Origin of the sequence: Gibbsiella greigii, assembly GCF_039540155.1 — a bacterium.
Classification (GTDB): domain Bacteria; phylum Pseudomonadota; class Gammaproteobacteria; order Enterobacterales; family Enterobacteriaceae; genus Gibbsiella; species Gibbsiella quercinecans.
Genome location: NZ_BAABEM010000048.1, coordinates 59,886 through 79,656, shown reverse-complemented (window position 1 = coordinate 79,656; position 19,771 = coordinate 59,886). Strand labels below are relative to the sequence as shown.

Annotated in this window: 17 protein-coding genes; 8 read left to right on the top strand and 9 right to left on the bottom strand. The window is 59.8% G+C overall.

Annotated features, from left to right (window positions below; genetic code table 11):
* The first annotated feature begins 131 nt into the window (after positions 1–131).
* The 6 genes from ubiG (at position 132) to yfaE (ending at position 6,440) form a co-directional block, all read left to right on the top strand.
* Complete coding sequence (gene ubiG, locus AC559G_RS20730) at positions 132–857, top strand: bifunctional 2-polyprenyl-6-hydroxyphenol methylase/3-demethylubiquinol 3-O-methyltransferase UbiG (RefSeq protein WP_498914372.1); 726 nt, start codon at positions 132–134, stop codon at positions 855–857.
* A gap of 98 nt (positions 858–955) precedes the next feature.
* A complete protein-coding gene (locus AC559G_RS20725) occupies positions 956–1,540 on the top strand; it encodes a cupin domain-containing protein (protein ID WP_498914371.1) in 585 nt (194 codons plus the stop codon).
* A 2-nt stretch (positions 1,541–1,542) separates the two neighbouring features.
* Entirely contained in the window at positions 1,543–2,244 is a 702-nt protein-coding gene (locus AC559G_RS20720) for an NADPH-dependent F420 reductase (RefSeq protein ID WP_498914454.1), read from the top strand.
* Positions 2,245–2,626: 382 nt separating this feature from the next.
* Positions 2,627–4,915: a ribonucleoside-diphosphate reductase subunit alpha gene (gene nrdA, locus AC559G_RS20715; protein WP_498914369.1), complete on the top strand. Its 2,289-nt coding sequence runs from the start codon at positions 2,627–2,629 to the stop codon at positions 4,913–4,915.
* A gap of 102 nt (positions 4,916–5,017) precedes the next feature.
* The gene (gene nrdB, locus AC559G_RS20710) at positions 5,018–6,148 is read left to right on the top strand and encodes a ribonucleotide-diphosphate reductase subunit beta (RefSeq protein ID WP_498914367.1); all 1,131 of its coding nucleotides are present in this window, start codon (positions 5,018–5,020) and stop codon (positions 6,146–6,148) included.
* A 31-nt stretch (positions 6,149–6,179) separates the two neighbouring features.
* Positions 6,180–6,440, top strand: coding sequence for a class I ribonucleotide reductase maintenance protein YfaE (gene yfaE, locus AC559G_RS20705; protein WP_279022698.1), 261 nt, complete (start codon positions 6,180–6,182; stop codon positions 6,438–6,440).
* A gap of 60 nt (positions 6,441–6,500) precedes the next feature.
* Here yfaE and AC559G_RS20700 read toward each other — a convergent pair whose 3' ends face one another.
* A complete protein-coding gene (locus AC559G_RS20700; protein WP_438596421.1) occupies positions 6,501–7,697 on the bottom strand; it encodes a nicotinamide mononucleotide deamidase-related protein YfaY in 1,197 nt (398 codons plus the stop codon).
* A gap of 226 nt (positions 7,698–7,923) precedes the next feature.
* On the opposite strand from AC559G_RS20700, the gene tyrP reads away from it, so the two are divergent.
* Together tyrP and katA are read left to right on the top strand one after the other, a co-directional pair.
* Positions 7,924–9,132, top strand: coding sequence for a tyrosine transporter TyrP (gene tyrP / locus AC559G_RS20695; protein WP_498914365.1), 1,209 nt, complete (start codon positions 7,924–7,926; stop codon positions 9,130–9,132).
* Between the two features lie 275 nt (positions 9,133–9,407).
* Complete coding sequence (gene katA, locus AC559G_RS20690) at positions 9,408–10,844, top strand: catalase (protein ID WP_498914363.1); 1,437 nt, start codon at positions 9,408–9,410, stop codon at positions 10,842–10,844.
* 92 nt (positions 10,845–10,936) lie between these two features.
* On the opposite strand, the gene AC559G_RS20685 is transcribed toward katA, so the two are convergent.
* The 8 genes from AC559G_RS20685 to idnO all read right to left on the bottom strand — a co-directional run bounded on the left by AC559G_RS20685 (position 10,937) and on the right by idnO (position 19,712).
* Entirely contained in the window at positions 10,937–12,265 is a 1,329-nt protein-coding gene (locus AC559G_RS20685; protein WP_498914361.1) for an MFS transporter, read from the bottom strand.
* A 191-nt stretch (positions 12,266–12,456) separates the two neighbouring features.
* A complete protein-coding gene (gene menE, locus AC559G_RS20680; RefSeq protein ID WP_498914359.1) occupies positions 12,457–13,839 on the bottom strand; it encodes a 2-succinylbenzoate--CoA ligase in 1,383 nt (460 codons plus the stop codon).
* Positions 13,827–14,810 (bottom strand): o-succinylbenzoate synthase, encoded by a 984-nt coding sequence (gene menC, locus AC559G_RS20675; protein ID WP_498914357.1) that lies wholly within the window; start codon positions 14,808–14,810, stop codon positions 13,827–13,829. The genes menE and menC overlap by 13 nt, the downstream gene beginning before the upstream one ends.
* The gene (gene menB, locus AC559G_RS20670) at positions 14,810–15,667 is read right to left on the bottom strand and encodes a 1,4-dihydroxy-2-naphthoyl-CoA synthase (protein WP_095847992.1); all 858 of its coding nucleotides are present in this window, start codon (positions 15,665–15,667) and stop codon (positions 14,810–14,812) included. Before menB ends, menC begins: the two co-directional genes overlap by 1 nt.
* 11 nt (positions 15,668–15,678) lie before the next feature.
* A complete protein-coding gene (gene menH / locus AC559G_RS20665) occupies positions 15,679–16,446 on the bottom strand; it encodes a 2-succinyl-6-hydroxy-2,4-cyclohexadiene-1-carboxylate synthase (RefSeq protein ID WP_121553173.1) in 768 nt (255 codons plus the stop codon).
* On the bottom strand, positions 16,446–18,119 hold the full coding sequence (menD, locus tag AC559G_RS20660; RefSeq protein ID WP_498914355.1) for a 2-succinyl-5-enolpyruvyl-6-hydroxy-3-cyclohexene-1-carboxylate synthase: 1,674 nt from the start codon (positions 18,117–18,119) through the stop codon (positions 16,446–16,448). The genes menH and menD overlap by 1 nt, the downstream gene beginning before the upstream one ends.
* 412 nt (positions 18,120–18,531) lie before the next feature.
* Positions 18,532–18,843: a DUF883 domain-containing protein gene (gene elaB / locus AC559G_RS20655; RefSeq protein WP_498914354.1), complete on the bottom strand. Its 312-nt coding sequence runs from the start codon at positions 18,841–18,843 to the stop codon at positions 18,532–18,534.
* Between the two features lie 104 nt (positions 18,844–18,947).
* The gene (idnO, locus tag AC559G_RS20650) at positions 18,948–19,712 is read right to left on the bottom strand and encodes a gluconate 5-dehydrogenase (RefSeq protein ID WP_462613961.1); all 765 of its coding nucleotides are present in this window, start codon (positions 19,710–19,712) and stop codon (positions 18,948–18,950) included.
* Positions 19,713–19,771 lie beyond the last annotated feature (59 nt).

The following is a 19,771-nucleotide window of genomic DNA, read 5'->3' as shown; positions in this document are numbered from 1 at the left end:
TTTACAGGAAAATTACGCAGTAAAGAACCGTTTCTTCCCCGCCGGCTTGTGCCTTGCGGCACAGGCTGGGGACAGCGGCGAGCCAGAACATGTATACTCTTCACAACAGGAACAGGAGCCAGAGCACACCCATGAATGTAGAGACATCCAGCCAAGCGCAAAACGTCGACCAACAGGAAATCGCCAAGTTTGAGGCCGTGGCCTCGCGCTGGTGGGATTTGGAAGGGGAATTCAAACCGCTGCACCGCATTAACCCGCTGCGCCTGGCGTACATCATGCAGCGCGCCGGCGGCATCTTCGGCAAGACCGTGCTCGACGTCGGCTGCGGCGGCGGCATCCTGGCCGAGAGTATGGCGCAGGAAGGCGCGCGGGTCACCGGCCTGGATATGGGCGCGGAGCCGCTGCAGGTGGCGCGCCTGCACGCATTGGAAAGTGGTGTCAACGTCACCTATACCCAGGAAACAGTGGAAAGCCATGCCCATGCCAACCCGCAACAATACGATCTGGTGACCTGCATGGAAATGCTGGAGCACGTGCCGGATCCGGCCTCGGTGGTGCGCGCCTGCGCTCACCTGGTGAAACCGGGCGGCCATGTGTTCTTCTCCACCATCAACCGCAATACCAAAGCCTGGCTGATGGCGGTGATCGGCGCCGAATATATTCTCAAGATGGTGCCGCAGGGCACGCACGATCATAAAAAGTTTATTCGCCCGTCTGAGCTGATCGGCTGGATCGACAGCACCCCGCTGCGGGAAAAACACATGATCGGCCTGCATTACAACCCGATCACCGATCGCTTCAAGCTTGGCCGCAACGTGGACGTCAACTATATGGTACACACCCAGCACCAAGGTTAACGCTCCTCATATCCTTGCCGATGGGGTCTATAGTAAATAAACCCATCACACGTTTTCCCCCGGTGCCCGCCGGGGAAAACGTGCCGCAGGAGATCGATATGGCAACCGTTTCCCGCCGTTATTTTTTGCAGTTCGTCTCCAGCCTGGCGATCGCCGCGCCGGTGCTGCTGGCGCGCGCGGCCCCAGGGGCGGAACAGCTGCGGCTGGAACGCAACGGCTGGGTGCCCAATAACCCCCATTTGCCGGTACTGCTGTATCGCCAGGTATTGCCCGGCCAGGATACCATCGCAAACGCGCAGGCGTTGTTCGGCCGCACCGGCTGGCCGCCGCAATGGGTGGCCGGCGTTTATGCCTTCCACCACTACCACAGCACCGCCCACGAAGTGCTGGGCTTTGCCGGCGGCAGCGCCCGCCTGATGTTGGGTGGGCCAGGCGGCCATGAGATCAGCGTGCGTGCCGGCGATGTCGCGGTGCTGCCCGCCGGCACCGGCCATTGCAAACTCAGCAGCAGCAGTGATTTTGTCGTGGTCGGCGCCTATCCGCCGCAGCAACGTTGGGATTTATGTCGGGCGGCGCCAACCCCGGCCATGCTTGAACGTATCGCCAACCTGCCTTTCCCGCACAGCGATCCGGTATCCGGCCCACAGGGGCCGTTATTACAGTTCTGGCGCAAATCACCGTGAAAATGCCGCGCTACCTTATCCGGTTACTGTTGTCCTGCCTGTTGGTGGTGTTTGCCTGCGCCGGTGCGAGAGCGGAACCCCTGCCACGCATTGGCATCATCGGTGCCGGGCAAATGGGCGCGACGCTTGGCCGGCTGTGGGTGAACGCCGGCTATTCGGTGCTGCTTGCCTCACGCCATCCGCAAGAGCTGCAGCCGCTGGTGACCGAACTGGGCGCCCGCGCCCAGGCCGGAACCGCGCAGCAGGTGGCGCACTATGGTGAAATCGTGGTGTTGGCGGTGCCCTATGGCGCACTGCCCGAATTGGGTAAAAGCCTGGCGGCCACCTTGGCGCATAAGGTGGTATTGGACGTCACCAACCCCTATCCAGGGCGCGATGGTGCTATCGGGGAACAGGCATTGCAAATGGGCAGCGGAGTATACAGCGCTCGGTTGTTCCCCGGCACGCGGCTGGTGCGGGGGTTAAACGCGCTGGCCGCGGCCGCGTTAGCCGCTGAATCGAACCGCAGCGCCCCGCGCATCGCCGTGCCGCTGGCGGGCGACGATCCGGCGGCACTGGCCAGCGTTGCCGAATTGGTGAAAGCGGCGGGCTTTGTGCCGGTGGTGGTCGGCGGGTTAGACACAGCGCCGCTGTTTCAGCCCGGCGGCGCACTGTTTCTGCAAAGCCTGACGCGAGAGCAAATGGAACAGCGCATCCCGCACTAAACCTCGTGCCGGCGGGCATCTTCAGCACCGTCGGGGAAAAAACGGTGGGCAGCAGTTTTTTTATAATATTAAACCAGATCAATATGCCGTTTTTTTCTAATGTTTAAGAAAGCGGCAAACGATCATGTTTTTTAGCAAATCAGCAAAATCCTATCCTGCTTATTGACAACAGCGCCATGCCAGACGCGGCGCGCATTGCGGACCGGCCTTAACATTTTGCCCCCAAGTTATCCACAAAACAGGCCGTTTCTGTTCACTTGCCAAGGCCCTTTTTTCTCACTATCTTGACGCCTCTACCACATATAACCCCTATATATAGTGTTTACATACTGAGCAGAGCGACTACACTTCTGCCTGGCAGACATTATACGGAAAACAGCATATGAACCAGAGTCTACTTGTTACTAAGCGCGATGGCCGCAAAGAGCGCATCAATCTTGATAAAATTCACCGGGTCATCGACTGGGCCGCAGAAGGTTTAAATAACGTCTCGGTTTCTCAAGTAGCATTGCGTTCCCATATTCAGTTTTACGACGGCATCAAGACCGCCGATATCCATGAAACCATCATCAAGGCGGCGGCCGATCTGATCTCGCGCGATGCGCCGGATTACCAATACCTGGCCGCGCGCCTGGCCATCTTCCACCTGCGTAAAAAAGCCTACGGCAAGTTCGAGCCGCCGAAGCTGCATGCGCACGTGACCCGCATGGTCGAGATGGGCAAATACGATAAGCATCTGCTGGAAGACTACAGCGCTGAAGAGTTCGAGCAGATGGACGGTTTTATCGATCACTGGCGTGACATGAACTTCTCCTATGCCGCCGTCAAGCAACTGGAAGGGAAGTACCTGGCGCAGAACCGCGTTACCGGCGAAATCTACGAGAGCGCGCAGTTCCTGTACATTCTGGTGGCGGCCTGCCTGTTCTCCGGCTACCCGCGCGCAACCCGTCTGGATTACGTCAAACGTTTCTACGATGCGATCTCGACCTTCAAGATCTCGCTGCCGACGCCGATTATGTCCGGCGTACGCACCCCTACCCGCCAGTTCAGCTCCTGTGTGCTGATCGAATGCGGCGACAGCCTGGATTCGATTAACGCGACCTCCAGCGCGATCGTGAAATACGTCTCCCAACGCGCCGGCATCGGCATCAACGCCGGCCGTATTCGCGCGCTGGGCAGCCCGATCCGCGGCGGTGAAGCTTTCCACACCGGCTGTATCCCGTTCTATAAACACTTCCAGACCGCGGTGAAATCCTGCTCCCAGGGCGGCGTGCGCGGTGGTGCCGCCACCCTGTTCTACCCAATGTGGCACCTGGAAGTCGAAAGCCTGCTGGTGTTGAAAAACAACCGCGGCGTGGAAGGCAACCGCGTGCGCCACATGGACTACGGCGTGCAGTTGAACCGCCTGATGTACCAGCGCCTGATCAAAGGCGGCGACATTACCCTGTTCAGCCCATCCGACGTGCCGGGGCTGTACGACGCTTTCTTCGCCGACCAGGACGAATTCGAACGTTTGTACACCCAGTATGAGCAAGACAGCAGCATCCGCCAAAAACGCGTGAAGGCCGTGGAGCTGTTCTCGCTGATGATGCAGGAACGCGCCTCTACCGGCCGTATCTACATTCAAAACGTCGACCACTGCAATACCCACAGCCCGTTTGATCCGCAGATCGCCCCGGTGCGCCAGTCTAACCTGTGCCTGGAGATCGCCCTGCCGACCAAGCCGCTGGAAGACGTCAACGACGAAAACGGCGAAATCGCGCTGTGTACCCTGTCGGCGTTCAATCTGGGCGCAATTGACAGCCTGGACGATCTGGAAGAGCTGGCCACCCTCGCCGTGCGTGCGCTCGACGCCCTGCTCGATTACCAGGACTATCCAATCCCGGCGGCCCGCCGTGGCGCAATGGGGCGCCGTACCCTGGGGATCGGCGTCATCAACTTCGCCTACTACCTGGCGAAAAACGGCGTGCGCTACTCCGACGGCAGCGCCAACGCCCTGACCCACAAAACCTTCGAGGCCATCCAGTACTATCTGCTGAAGGCGTCCAACCGTCTGGCTCAGGAACAGGGTGCTTGCCCGTGGTTCAACGAAACCACCTATGCGCAAGGCATCTTGCCAATCGACACCTATAAAAAAGACTTGAACGCCATCTGCGACGAGCCGCTGCATTACGATTGGGAAACGCTGCGCAAAGAAATCAAAGAAACCGGCCTGCGCAACTCGACCCTGTCTGCGCTGATGCCGTCGGAAACGTCGTCACAGATTTCCAACGCCACCAACGGTATTGAGCCACCGCGCGGCCACATCAGCATCAAAGCCTCGAAGGACGGCATTCTGCGCCAGGTGGTGCCGGAATATGAACGCCTGAAAGAGGCCTATGAGCTGCTGTGGGAAATGCCGAACAATGACGGCTACCTGCAGCTGGTTGGCCTGATGCAGAAGTTTATCGATCAGTCGATCTCTGCCAACACCAACTACGATCCGGCTCGCTTCCCAAGCACCAAAGTGCCGATGAAGCAACTGCTGAAAGATCTGCTCACCGCCTATAAGTTCGGTGTTAAAACACTGTACTATCAGAATACCCGTGACGGTGCTGAGGATATTCAGGAAGACTTGCTGCCGGTACAGGGCGGCGATGACGACTGTGAAGGCGGCGCCTGCAAAATTTAACATTCATGCGGCGGGCCGTGGTCATGCGGCCCTTTCGCGTTTTCCTCATCAGGGCCGGATCACTCCGGCCTCTCTGCGTGGGGCAGCAAAGGATTAAGGCTTATGGCATACACCACTTTTTCGCAAAACAAGAACGATCAACTGCTTGAGCCGATGTTTTTCGGCCAGTCAGTCAACGTGGCGCGTTTCGACCAGCAAAAACATGAAATCTTTGAAAAGCTGATCGAAAAACAGCTCTCCTTCTTCTGGCGCCCGGAAGAAGTGGACGTCTCACGCGATCGCATCGACTATCAGGCGCTGCCGGATCATGAAAAACACATTTTCATCAGCAACCTGAAATACCAGACGCTGCTGGACTCCATCCAAGGCCGCAGCCCGAACGTGGCACTGCTGCCGCTGATTTCCATCCCGGAGCTGGAAACCTGGGTGGAAACCTGGTCGTTCTCGGAAACCATCCACTCCCGTTCCTACACCCACATTATCCGCAATATCGTCAACGATCCGGCGCTGGTGTTCGACGACATCGTCACCAACCAAGAGATCCTCAAGCGTGCGAAAGATATCTCCGGCTACTATGATGATCTGATCGAAATGACCGGCTATTACCATCTGCTGGGGGAAGGCACCCATCAGGTGAACGGTAAAACCGTCACGGTTGACCTGCGCTCGCTGAAAAAGCAGCTTTATCTGTGCCTGATGAGCGTCAATGCGCTGGAAGCGATCCGCTTCTACGTCAGCTTCGCCTGCTCATTCGCCTTTGCCGAGCGCGAACTGATGGAAGGCAACGCCAAAATCATCAAGCTGATCGCCCGCGACGAAGCCCTGCACCTGACCGGCACCCAGCATATGCTGAATCTGATGCGCTCCGGCAGCGATGACCCGGAAATGGCGGAGATCGCCGTTGAATGCCAGCAAGAGTGCTACGATCTGTTCCTGAAAGCGGCACAGCAGGAAAAAGAGTGGGCTGAATATCTGTTCAGCGGCGGCTCAATGATCGGCCTGAACAAAGAGATCCTTTGCCAGTATGTGGAGTACATCACCAACATCCGCATGCAGGCGGTTGGCCTGAGCCTGCCGTTCGAAACCCGTTCCAACCCGATCCCGTGGATCAACGCCTGGCTGGTTTCCGACAACGTGCAGGTTGCCCCGCAGGAAGTCGAGGTGAGCTCTTATCTGGTCGGCCAGATCGATTCCGAAGTCAATGCCGACGATCTGAGCGATTTCGAACTGTAACACTCGCCCAGGGAGGGATGCCTTTACTATTATGGCAACGTCAACCGTAACGCTGCGCGCCACCGGCACGCAGTTGGCCTGCCCGGACAGCGAACACAGCCTGCTTGATGCGCTGGAGCGGCATAATGTTCAGGTGGAATACCAATGCCGCTCCGGGTACTGCGGTTCTTGCCGGCTGAAGCTGGTGAAAGGCCAGGTCGCCTATCGCCAGCAGCCGCTGGCGTTTATCAATGACGGTGAGATCCTGCCCTGCTGCTGCATGCCGCTGGCGGATATCGAACTGGAAATCTGAAACGCCCCCGCACGCCCCGCCCGTCTCCCGACGCGGGGCTTGCCGAATCCCTTCCCGCCGTTAGCCGATACGCTCAACCACATCCAGCCAGCCATAGTTGCCGCACACTTGGCCCCCTTGCAACCACCGGCGCAGCATGTCCAGCGCCAACATCGCCACCGATTCCTGGCGCAAGCTCAACCCGTGGCGCGCAGCGCGATATTGTACCGTCTGGGCAAATTCGCCCTGCGGCGTATACAACGCGATATTGATCCGTTCGTCGACCATCGCGCCGATTGCCAACGCCAGCGGCGCACCGGCAAGCTGCGCCAAAGAGCGGGCGCGCGCCAGCACCGTGGGCAAATCTTCAATGCAATGGCTGGGCAACAGCTCGCCGCCCGCCAGCGGCGCACCGGCGGTTTGCAACTGCAAATTGATGAGGCCGGCGCTGAATTGCTCGCTGAGCGCCAGGTGCAGCCCGCGCTGTTGTAGCGTTTGCGCCAACAGCCCCGGCAGGCCAATGGTGCCTTCGAAGATAGTGTTATCGCCCGCGACAGCGCGCACCCGCTCCCATGCGGTTTCCATCGCCGCCCGCTGCACCGCCGGCCCAGTCAACTTCAGCTCAATAATTGGGCTGGATGAGCGGTAACCGAGCACCACGCCTGCCGGCAACGCCATGCCGTCCAACTGGGCGGCCAGATCGCTTTCCGAAGTGCCAAAGGTGGTTAAACGCAGGCACAGCGGCGGCTCGGGCAAGGTAAAACGCTGGCGCAGGCGCGGCACAATCTGTTCCTCCACCATCACCTTAAATTCCGACGGCACGCCGGGGGTGAAGAACATCAGGCACTTATTCAACGTCAACGCAAAACCACAGGCGGTGCCGACACGGTTATCAAGCATCTCCGCATTGGCCGGGATCTGCGCCTGTTTACGATTGGACGCCGCCATCGGGCGCCCGCGTTCGGCAAAATAGGCGGTCATGCGCGCCAGCCATTCAGGGTGCTCGACCAACGCCACGCCACAGGCGTTAGCCGCCGCCAGCGCGCTGAGATCGTCACTGGTCGGCCCCAGGCCGCCGTTAACAATCAGCACGTCCGCGACGTGGCTGCGCTCCTGCAGCGTTTCCACCAGCGAAGACAAATTATCCCCCACCGTTTCACGCCCGCTCATCGGTAAGCCCTGTTGGAACAGGTAATCCGCCAGCCAGGCCGCGTTGGTATCGATAATTTGCCCATACAGCACTTCATCGCCAGTGCTTAACATCTCCACCCTTAACATTGCTTTCTCCCGCATTTTTTGTTTTACCCACTATAGATGGCTGTAAACAACTTTTCACCCGTCACGTACCCTTCACGGCTGCCAAATCCGTCACCCCCTCAATCGTAAATATAAATTTACACGCTATGTAACGTCGGTTTGACAGAAAATAATCATTCCTCTATTCTGCCGCCCTGCAAATGAGTTACTGATTATGTTGCCAAAATAGGCGACGGTAGAGAAAAACGTGAAGAATCGCACCCTTGGTAGTATTTTTATCGTGGCCGGCACCACTATCGGCGCCGGTATGCTGGCGATGCCGCTGGCGGCGGCCGGCGTCGGGTTCGGCGTCACCCTGGCGCTGCTGATCGGGCTGTGGCTGCTGATGTGCTACACCGCACTGCTATTGGTGGAGGTGTACCAACACCACCCGGCGGAAACCGGCCTGGGTACGCTGGCGCGGCGTTATCTCGGCAGCGGCGGCCAATGGCTAACCAGTTTCAGCATGATGTTCCTGATGTATGCCCTCACCGCGGCCTACATGAGCGGCGCCGGCGAATTGCTGGCCGCCAGCATCAGCCAATGGACAGCCCGCAACGTGCCAGCTGCCTTTGGGGTTGCGCTGTTTACCCTGGTGGCGGGCAGCGTGGTGTGCATCGGCACACATTCCGTCGATCTGTTCAACCGTATTCTGTTCAGCGCCAAAATGTTGCTGCTGATGGTGATGCTGGGGTTAATGTTGCCCAGTATTCACCAGGCCAACCTGCTGACGCTGCCGCTGGAGCAAGGCCTGACGCTCTCGGCAATCCCGGTGATCCTTACCGCGTTTGGTTTCCACGGCAGCGTGCCCAGCGTGGTGAATTATATGGGCGGCAATATCCGCCGGCTGCGCTGGGTGTTTATCACCGGCAGCGCAATCCCACTGCTTGCCTATATTTTCTGGCAATTGGCCACGCTCGGCAGCATCAGCTCACAAACGTTTGTCGGCATACTGGCGCAGCAGGCGGGGCTGAACGGGCTGTTGCAGGCCGTGCGCGATGTGGTGGCTTCCACACAGGTAGAATTGGCGGTACACCTGTTCGCCGATCTGGCGCTGGCGACCTCGTTCCTGGGCGTAGCATTAGGGCTGTTCGATTTCCTGGCCGATCTATGCAAACGCAGGAATACCCCGCATGGCCGCCTGCAGACCGGGCTTATCACCTTTTTGCCGCCGCTGGCCTTCGCCTTGTTTTATCCGCGCGGCTTCGTGCTGGCGCTGGGCTACGCCGCCATTGCGCTCTCGGTGCTGGCTTTACTGTTGCCCGCTTTGCTGGCCTGGAAAACCCGCCAACAGCACCAAACTGCCTACCGGGTACGTGGCGGCCGCCCTGCTCTGGCGTTAGTGTTTGCCTGCGGCGTGTTGGTGATCGCCATTCAACTGGGCATCGCCGCTGGCCTGCTGCCCGCCGCCGGCTAACCCCCTTCCCGCTTTGCTCTTCACGCCGCCCTGACGTCGCCGCCAGGGCGGCGGTATGTTTTTTGCACCTTATCATCAATCCGGGCACACGTCGGCAATGATAACCCACGCCTATTTGCTGCCGGCAAATAATAGGTCTACAACTAATAGGGAAAATTTAAACCGGCGATAAGGAAAGCAAGCCATTGCCTTAACGGCGCTACAAGGTATTACGGGACACAACCCGGCCACCCGATCACGTTAACGATTTCACTGTGAAAAGTAAGGAGCAACTGATGAGCAAGAAAGGACTGACCACCGTCGCCGGCGCGCCGGTGGTGGATAATAATAATGTTATTACCGCCGGAAAACGCGGCCCGATGCTGCTGCAGGACGTTTGGTTCCTGGAAAAACTGGCCCACTTCGACCGCGAAGTGATCCCGGAACGCCGCATGCACGCCAAAGGTTCCGGCGCTTACGGCACCTTCACCGTCACCCATGACATTACCCGTTATACCCGTGCGAAAATATTCGCAGAAATCGGCAAAAAAACCGAGATGTTCGTGCGCTTCTCCACCGTCGCCGGTGAACGCGGCGCCGCCGATGCCGAACGCGACATCCGTGGGTTCGCCATGAAGTTCTACACCGAAGAAGGCAACTGGGATCTGGTGGGTAACGACACCCCGGTATTCTACCTGCGCGATCCGCTGAAGTTCCCGGATCTGAACCACGTGGTAAAACGCGATCCGCGTACCAACCTGCGTAACCCGGTATACAAATGGGACTTTTTTTCCCATCTGCCGGAAGCCCTGCACCAGTTGACCATTGATTTCAGCGACCGCGGGTTGCCCAAATCCTATCGCCATATGCACGGCTTTGGCAGCCACACCTACAGCTTTATCAATGCCAACAACGAACGTTTCTGGGTAAAATTCCACTTCCGTTGCCAACAAGGCATCGAAAACCTGATGGATGAAGAGGCCGAGGCCATCGTCGCCAAAGACCGTGAAAGCTCACAGCGCGATCTGTTCGACGCCATTGAACGCGGCGACCACCCGCGCTGGAACCTGCAAATCCAGATCATGCCGGAACATGAAGCCTCGCAGACCCCGTACAACCCGTTCGATCTGACCAAAGTATGGCCGCATGCGGACTACCCATTGATTGACGTCGGCTTCTTTGAACTGAACCGCAACCCGGACAACTACTTCTCCGAAGTGGAACAGGTCGCGATGAACCCGGCCAACGTGGTGCCGGGCATCAGCTTCTCGCCGGATAAAATGTTGCAGGGCCGCCTGTTCTCGTATGGTGACGCACACCGCTACCGCCTGGGCGTCAACCATCATCAGATCCCGGTCAACGCCGCAAAATGTCCGTTCCACAACTATCACCGCGACGGCGCGATGCGCGTTGACGGCAACAGCGGCAACGGCGCCACCTACGAACCGAACAGCTTCGGCGTGTTCCAGGAGCAGCCAGATTTCAGCGAACCGCCGTTGAGCATTGAAGGCGCGGCCGACCACTGGAACCACCGTGAAGACGAGGACTACTTCAGCCAACCGCGCGCTCTGTTCAACCTGCTGAGCGCCGAAGAACACCAGCGCATGTTCACCCGCATTGCCTGTGAGCTGTCGCAAGTGCCGGAAGCCATCCAGCGCCGCCAAATTGAACTGTTCACCAAAGTACACCCCGACTACGGCGCTGGCGTTGCCAAAGCGCTGGGCCTTTCATAAGGCGATAATCCCCGGTGCGTAAACGCGCCATAATAAAACGCCCCCGGCCATACGGCTGGGGCGTTATACGTTTAAACGCCGCGATACGCGGGTTAGCGAATTGGCGAACCGGCGGGCAGTTGGCCATGCTGGCGTTGACGTTGCCGCTGCAATACCGGCAGCAGCAGTGCGGCGACCAACCCGCACAGCGCCGCGATCGATAGCCATACGCCCGGCATCGCCTTATTGCCGGTCGCGTGGATCAGATAGCTGGCGATGGCCGGCGTAAAGCCGCCAAACAGCGCGGTCGCCAGGCTGTAGGCCATGGAGAACCCGGTGGCGCGCACTTCCGCCGGCATCACCTCCGTTAACGCCACCACCATCGCCGAGTTATAGCTGGCATAGAGGAACGATAACCACAGCTCCGCTTCCAGCAGGTGGATAAAGCTCGGCGCGCTCACCAGCCAGCTCAACACCGGGTAGGCAGTCAGCAAGATCAGCGCAGTGAACAACAGCAACAGCGGCCGGCGCCCCACCTTATCCGAGACGCTGCCCATCACTGGCAGCCAGAACAGGTTGGACAATCCCACGCACAGCGTCACGATAAAGCTTTGTTGCTCGCTGAACTGCAAAACGGTTTTGCCGTAAGTCGGCGTGAAGGCAGTGATCATGTAAAAAGCCACGGTGGTGGTCACCACCATCATCATCCCCACCAGCACAATCGGCCAGTTGCTGGCCACCGAGCGGGTGATTTCCCCCATCGACGGGTGATGGCGGCGCTGGCGGAATGCGTCGGTTTCTTCCAGCATCCGGCGGATCCAAAACAGGAATGGCACAATCATGCAGCCGACGAAGAACGGAATGCGCCAGCCCCAATCCGACATGATGGTTTTCCCCAGCCAATGGTTCAGCACCACCCCGAGCAATGCGGCGAACACCACCGCAATCTGCTGGCTGGCGGACTGCCAGCTAACATAGAAGCCCTTTTTCCCTTCCGGCGCGATTTCCGACAGATAAACGGAAACGCCGCCCAGTTCCACCCCGGCGGAGAAGCCCTGCAGCAAACGCCCAACCAACACCAGTATCGGCGCTAATACGCCAATGCTGTGATAGCCGGGCACACAGGCGATGGTCAGCGTACCGATGGCCATCAACCCCAGGGTGATCAGCAGCCCCTTGCGCCGGCCATGGTGATCGATATAGGCCCCCAGCACCATGGCACCCAACGGGCGCATCAGGAAGCCGGCGCCGAAGGTCATCAGGGTTAACATCAGCGAAGCAAACGGATTAGAGCCGGGAAAAAAGGTGCCGGCAATGGCGCTGGCATAGTAGCCAAACACCATGAAATCATACATTTCAAGAAAGTTGCCGCTGGTAACGCGGAAAATATTTTTGGCATTCCCCTGCCGGGCGGCGGCAGGCCGGGTGTGTTTTGCTAACATACTGGCAGCTCCTGTTAATTTATTATTAAATAATTAACATCTGTTTATCATCTGCCACTGTGATCGCGCCTACACTTTCCTCCCAGGCGGGGAAAATTTCAGTAACACAATGTAAATCAAAAGGTTATGCTTTTTATGGCGTTTATGGTTTTAATGGTGTTAATCCTACAGGCACCCTAGCCACCGCAGCGTTACCCGCTTTGCAGTGCCCCCTCCGCCCAGGCTTGCACCTGCCGCCGGGCGATTTTAATCCCGCCGGTTTTCAGCTGCGCCGGCAGCGGCAATAAGGCCACCGGCCGCTGGAAATTCGCCAATTTATCCTGCGCCCATGCCAATAGCGCCGGCAAAGACAGCGCCGTATCCCCTTCAAACACCGCCACCGGGCGCTGACCAAACTCCGCATCGTCCACCGGCACCACAAACACCTGTTCTATCTGTGGATGGGCCGCCAGCACACGCTCCACGTCTTCCGGCTGTACGCCCTCACCGCCGCTGAAAAACAGGTTATCCAGCCGCCCAAGGATGCGCAGTTCGCCCTCGGCCATCACGCCGCGATCGCGGGTGTGGAACCAGCCTTGACCATCGGCAATCGACTGCAGCGCACCATCGCGCCAATACCCCAGCGCCAGGCTGGCGCCGCGTACCCACACTTCCTGATCCACCAGTCTGATCTCACGGCCATACAGCGGCAGCCCGACGCCCGGCAGCGCATCGGCACGTTTGCCGCAGACGGTTGACGCCAGCTCAGTCAGGCCATAGCCGCACCAGCAGCGGATGCCCGCCGCCTCTGCCCGTTCGGTCAGCTCCACCGGGATCATGGCGCCGCCCAACAACACATCGGTTAACCCCGGCACGCGACGGGGTTCAGCCAGCAAACGCCAGAGCTGGGTTGGCACCAGCGACGCATGGCTGCAGCCAGCCAGCGCATCGGCCAGCGGCAGCCGATCACGCACCACCAGCCGGGCGCCCGCCGCCAGCCAGCGCCAGACGATCCCCTGCCCAGAAACGTGGAACAGCGGCAGCGACAACAACCAGCTGTCCTGCGCCCGGAAGTTCATCAGCCGCAGTACCCCTTGCGCACTGGCCAGATGCCCTTGATAGCTGTGCGCCGCGGCTTTCGGCAGCCCATTGGAGCCGGAGGTCAGCGTCAGAGTGGCTAAACGATCGGCCGCCCACGCCAGCGGCGGCGGGGATACGGCCGTTGACCGCGGCGCCAACGGCCGTATTGAATCAGGCAATAACGGCGTGCCGTCTGGGCAATAGGCCAAAGAAATATTCAATGCCGGCAGCAGCGTGGCCAGCAGCGCCGGCGGCAACGCCGGGTTTAGCGGCAGCAGCCGGCCGCCGCACTGCAACAGCGCCAGATAGGCCAACAACAGCGGGTAGCTGTTTTTGCCGCACAACGCCACGCCGACGCCGGGGTTAACCCCCTGCTGCCGGAATGCCGCTGCCAGCTGTGCCACCTGTTGTTGCAAAGCGTGCCAACTGACGGCCTGTTGGCCCACCAGCAACGCCGTGGCCCGCGGCCGGCGCTGCGCCCAATAGCGCCACGGCCAGTCGGTCAGTTGCGCCATACGCACTCCAGCTCGGCCTCGCCCTGCACGGGCAATGCGCTGCCGGGCCACGGGCGCAGCAGCTGTGCCTGCATCAAATGCAATGTGTCCAGGCCCGGCACAGTGCCGGGCGTCAGCCACTGGGCCAGCCGCGCCAGTTGGGTCAGCCCCAGGCTGGATTCTATACTGGAGCTGATCACCGCCGTCAGCCCGGCCTGATGCGCCTGCGTTACCAGCGCGCGGCAACGTGCCAGGCTGCCGATCAGCGTCGGCTTGATCACAATCGCCGCGACGCCAGGCTCGGCCTGCACGACGAAATCGGCATCTCGCACGCTTTCATCCCAGGCTATGGCGATCCCGGTCGCCTGCGCAAAGGCGCGCGACTCATCGCGGGTTTTGCACGGCTCTTCCAGGAAGGCGATGCGAGCGCGCCAGGCGGGATTGACGTATTTAGCGAAGCCTTGCGCCTTGGCCAGCGGCCAACTGCGGTTGGCATCCAGCCGCAGTTTCAGGTCCGGCAGCGCTTCCAGCAGCATATTAACGATCATGCCGTCACGCACCGCTTCATACAGCCCGACCTTCACTTTGGCGATCTTCTCCCCCGGCAGCGCCGCCAGCAGCGCGAACAGCGCATCGGGATCGCCGGTGCATAACGGCGCCGTGAGATAATCCGCCTGCGGCGGCAACGCCCCGCTTAGCTCCGCCAGCGCGCAACTGGTGCCGAACGCCACCGCCGGCAGGCCGCTTTCCGCCGGTTGCCCGTCGCCGAGCCAAACCGGCAGCCACGCCAGCAGCGCGCTTTGCGCCTCGGCCAGCGTTTCCTGGCTAAAGCCCGGCAGCGGCGCGATCTCTCCCCAACCTTCCTGCTCGCCCTGCCGCAGGTGCAACAGCAGGCCGTCGCGGGTTTTCAGCCGTTGGTTGCGCAGCACCACGCCGGCTTCCATCGGCAGTTGGTAACGGTATAGCGCCGCGTTGCGGGTTAGCTTATCCATCAAGGATTACGCTTGAATTTGCTGAAGTCAGGCTGGCGTTTTTCATTGAATGCGTTGCGCCCCTCCTGGCCTTCGTCGGTCATGTAAAACAGCATGGTGGCGTTGCCCGCCAGCTCTTGCAAACCGGCCTGCCCGTCACAGTCGGCGTTCAGCGCCGCCTTCAGGCAGCGCAATGCCATCGGGCTGTTTTGCAGCATTTCACGGCACCAGCGCACGGTTTCTTTTTCCAGATCCGCCAGCGGCACCACGGTGTTCACCAGCCCCATATCCAGTGCCTGCGCGGCATCATATTGGCGGCACAGGAACCAGATTTCGCGCGCTTTTTTCTGGCCGACGATGCGCGCCATGTAAGAAGCGCCCCAGCCGCCATCGAACGAGCCGACTTTCGGCCCGGTCTGGCCAAAAATGGCGTTGTCGGCGGCGATGGTCAGATCGCACATCATATGCAGCACATGGCCGCCGCCGATGGAATAGCCCGCCACCATCGCCACGATCGGTTTCGGGCAGGTGCGGATTTGGCGCTGGAAATCAAGCACGTTCAGATGGTGGACGCCGCTGGCGTCTTTGTAACCGCCGTAATCGCCGCGCACTTTCTGATCGCCGCCGGAGCAGAACGCTTTCTCGCCGGCGCCGGTAAGAATAATGGTGCCAATGCCGTCGTCATAGCGGGCGTTGGCCAACGCTTCCAGCATCTCTTTCACCGTCAACGGGCGAAAAGCATTACGCACCTGCGGGCGGTTGATGGTGATTTTGGCAATCCCGTCGCTGGATTTGTGATACAGGATATCCTCGAAATCACCGCTGCAGTCTTGCCATTCAATCGGCGCGTAAAGCTGTTGTTCATCTGGGTAGAGCATGTTCTGTTCCTTCAAACGGGGTTATCGAGAAAATGATGCAATTGGGCGACGAAATCCTGCGGGTTGCCCAGGTGGGCGTTGTGCCCAGCCTGCGGCACAATGCCCAACGGCAACCCGGCTTCGCGCACCAACGCCTGAAATTTATGATCGCTGTCGCCACAGAGTACGCGCAGCGGCACCGGCAGTTGGCGCAGTTGATCGCCCAGGTAAGGCTGGCGCCCGAGCGATGTGGCTTCGAGCATGTCTGCCACCGCGGGGCCGTCGTTAACCGCCCGTACGGCAATCAGCGCTTCGCGATGCACGGTACTGAGATCGGCAAACACCGGCTGCTGATACCAATCGGCCAGCACGCGGGTAATGGGTTCATGGCGAAAACGGCTGGCCCAGGCGGCATCATGGGCGCTGCGCTGCTCGCGCTGGCTTTCACTGCCTAAACCGGGGTTGCCGCCTTCAATCACCACACCCTGCAAACCACTGTGGTTGCCCTGGCAGGCATGGTACATCGCAATGCGCCCGCCGAGCGAATAGCCCACCAGCCAGTACTTTTCAATACGGTAAAGCGCCAGCACCGCATTGATTTGCCGACTGACGTCGTCAAGCCCGGTACAGTGCTGGTTAGCCGAATCGCCATGGCCAGGCAGATCGATCGCCAGCGACGGCCACTGCGGGCAGTGCCCGGCGATCACCCGCCACTCATTGTTATTCCCAAGAAAACCATGTAACCACACCAGCCAGGGGCGATCGCCCTCACCGCTTTGCAATACTTTTGCTGCCAGCATCAGCCTGCCACCATTTGTTGTATCAGGTATTGCACCGCCTCTGCGCCATCGCTCGGCGGCACCTGTAATTCAATCAGCGTAGCGCCGCTGTGGCGCCAGCCCTGCTCCACCGCCTGGCGTAACTGTTGCCAGTCGGCCGGGCAGGCATAGTTAATCTGGAACATCGCCGCCGCGTGGCTAAACGCCACGTCCTGCGGCATGCAGTAGAAGCGCTGGCGCTCCATTTCCGGGGTGGGCAATAACGAAAATATCTGGCCCCCGTTATTGTTCACGACGATCAGCACCGTCGGCGCCGAGCAGTGGCGCAGTAGCGCCAGCGCATTCAAGTCATACAGCGCGGAAAGATCGCCCACCACCGCCAGCGTGGGCTTGGCCGTGGCGCGCTGCACCCCAGCCGTTGTGGAAAGCAGCCCGTCAATGCCGCTGGCGCCGCGATTGCTGAACACCGGGTAGCCCGGCGGCAACTGCGCCAACGCATCAACCAACCGCACCACCAGGCTGTTGCCCAGAAACAGCTGGCCGTTTTCCGGCAGCAGTTGCGCCAGGCGATGTGCCAACAGCGCTTCACCAAAGCGATCGCGCAGATAGCCGGTCACCAGCTCGTGGGTTTGCGCCGCGATGGCGGCCAGACCGTCGGCCCAGGGGGAACGTAACTGCGCCGGATGCGCATCAAGCCATTGCCCCACTGGGCAACAAATCCGCCGGCCGCGATGCTGGGCGGGATCACGCTGCCCAGGCAGCGCGTCCACCAGCCAGTATTCTTGCGGCTGGCACTGCGCCTGCCATTGCAGCACGCGTTTGCCCGTCAGGCTGGCGCCAAACTGGATCACCAACTGGGCGTTGGCCAGGATGCCTTTGGCTTGCGGGCGCGCCAGCCACAAATCGGCACACGGCAACGGCTGCCCGGTTTGCGACAGCACATCGCCAATCAGCGGCCACCCCAGCATCGCTGCCCAGGCCGCCAGTTGCACACCTTCTTCTGCGCTGATGCGCCCGGCCACAATCACCCCGCGTTTCTGGCGCCAAAAATGCCAGTCAGGCTGCTTCGCCACGCTCGGCGTGGCCGGGGCGCATAGCCAGGGGCGACGATCGTGCCACCAATTGCCTAATTCAGCCGACCAGGCCGCATAGTGTTGTTCGCCGCCGCCGTACAACGGCTCGGCGAACGGGCAATTGATATGCAGGACGCCATGGGCCAGGTTCGCCATGGCGTTGTCCACGGTAGCAACCAGCCAGCGCGCCGGAATATCCGGGGTGGGGCGCGGCAAGTCTATCGCCTGCGCCGGGTGGCCGGCATACAGGCCGTGCTGGCGGATCGCCTGGTTGGCGCCGCAGTCGATCAACTCTGGCGGGCGATCGGCCGTCAGGCAAACCAGGCGTTCGCCGGTGAGGCTGGCTTCAATGATGGCGGGATACAGGTTGGCAGCCGCCGTGCCGGAGGTAACGATTACCGCAACGGGCTCTTGCGCTGCCTTAGCCAAGCCGAGTGCCAAATGGCCCAGGCCGCGCTCGTCAAAATGGGTATGGCAAATAAAGGCGGGGTTGGCCGCCGCCGCAAGCGTCAACGGCGTGGAACGCGATCCGGGGGCAATGCAGACATGCCGCACCCCATGCCGAGACAGCGCTTCCAATAACAACGCCGCCCAGCGGCGATTAAAAACACTTGTCGACATAGTCCGCTCACAAATCCGTTAACAGAATTATTTCTCTGGCATTAATCACGCCAACGCAATGATCAAATTATATGAGTAGTTTTCAACACGACTTTTGCGCTGGCGCAAAAACGCCGTATATCCTTAAAGCGCAATGGCGGCTTCTTACCCTGAAAGATCAAGGTTAATATCTCGGTGAGTGCCCGTGCGCCCAGAATTGCAACCAAAAATGAACAAATAAATCACAGGTACCTTACACGCAAGCGAATGGCTTCTCCATGCAAGGCCGTGATTTCGGGAGACATAAACAGTTCGCTTGGACAGTTAGCGAGTTTAGCGGCAAACGTAGCGCAGGAAGCAGATAAAAGAGAGGGAAATGTGTGGAGATGCAGAGAAAGAAACAGGGCGCGGCACACGCCCTGCCCGCTTCGCGCTAGCGGCGCGCCAGCAACAGGCCGAACACCAACCCCACGGTGGCGCCGATGCCGACGCTTTGCCAAGGCTTCTCATGCACGTAGAAATCCGCACGTAAAGCGGCATCTTTTGCACGCGCGCAGTACGATTCCGAGACGCTCTCCAGCCGTGCTCTTACCTCTTGCAGCGCCTCCTCGGCATGGGATTTGATATCGACATAGGCCTGATCGGCACGATCGCCGGAATACGCCAACACCTCTTCCAGCGTGTCCGACAGCATTTTCAGATCGTCATCAAGGGTCGTTTGATCGTCGTCCGTATTTTTCGACATTTTCGTTTCCTCCGCCGTTAGAAAATTCACCCTGCCCCTAACTATAGGAACAAACCCCGTTCGCCGCCATGAGACTTTTGGCACACCGGGTTGAACGCCAGACGCTATACGGCGACAGACATCCCGCCGTCGACAAACAGCAGTTGGCCGTTAACAAAATCAGCCGCGCCGGAGGCCAGGAACACCGCCGCACCGATCAGTTCCGCCGGATCGCCCCAACGGGCCGCCGGCGTGCGTTTGGTCAGCCAGCCGGTAAATGCCGGATCGTCCGCCAGCGCCTGCGTCATTTCCGTTTTGAAATACCCCGGCGCGATGCCGTTCACCTGAATATTGTAACGCGCCAGTTCCACGCACATGCCGCGCGTCAGCATTTTCACCGCGCCTTTTGACGCCGCATACGGCGTGATGGTGTCGCGCCCAAGCTCGCTTTGCATCGAACCGATGTTAATTATCTTGCCGCGCCGGCGCTGCACCATATGGCGCGCGACCGCCTGCGACACCACGAATACCGCCTTCTGATTAACCGCGATGATTTCGTCCCATTCGCTTTCCGGGAAATCGATAAACGGGTGGCGGCGTTGTATGCCAGCGTTATTGATCAGCACGTCGATCGGGCCAAGATCCGCCTCAACCTGTGCAATCGCCTGGTGGATAGCCTGCGAATCGGTAACGTCGAACGCCACCGCTTCGGCCTGCAAGCCCTCGCTGCGCAGGGCGTTCACCGCACGCTCGGCGCTTTCCACCCGGGTGGCGTTCACCAGGATCTGCGCGCCGCGCTGCCCCAGCCCTTTAGCCAGCAGAAAACCGATGCCGCGTGAAGAACCGGTGATAAGTATTCTTTTGTTTTCCAACGAAAATAACGGATCCATAATGCCCCCAGCCAATGCCGTGTAACGAAAATATCGCCTCCCACAGGGTAAAGATGCGA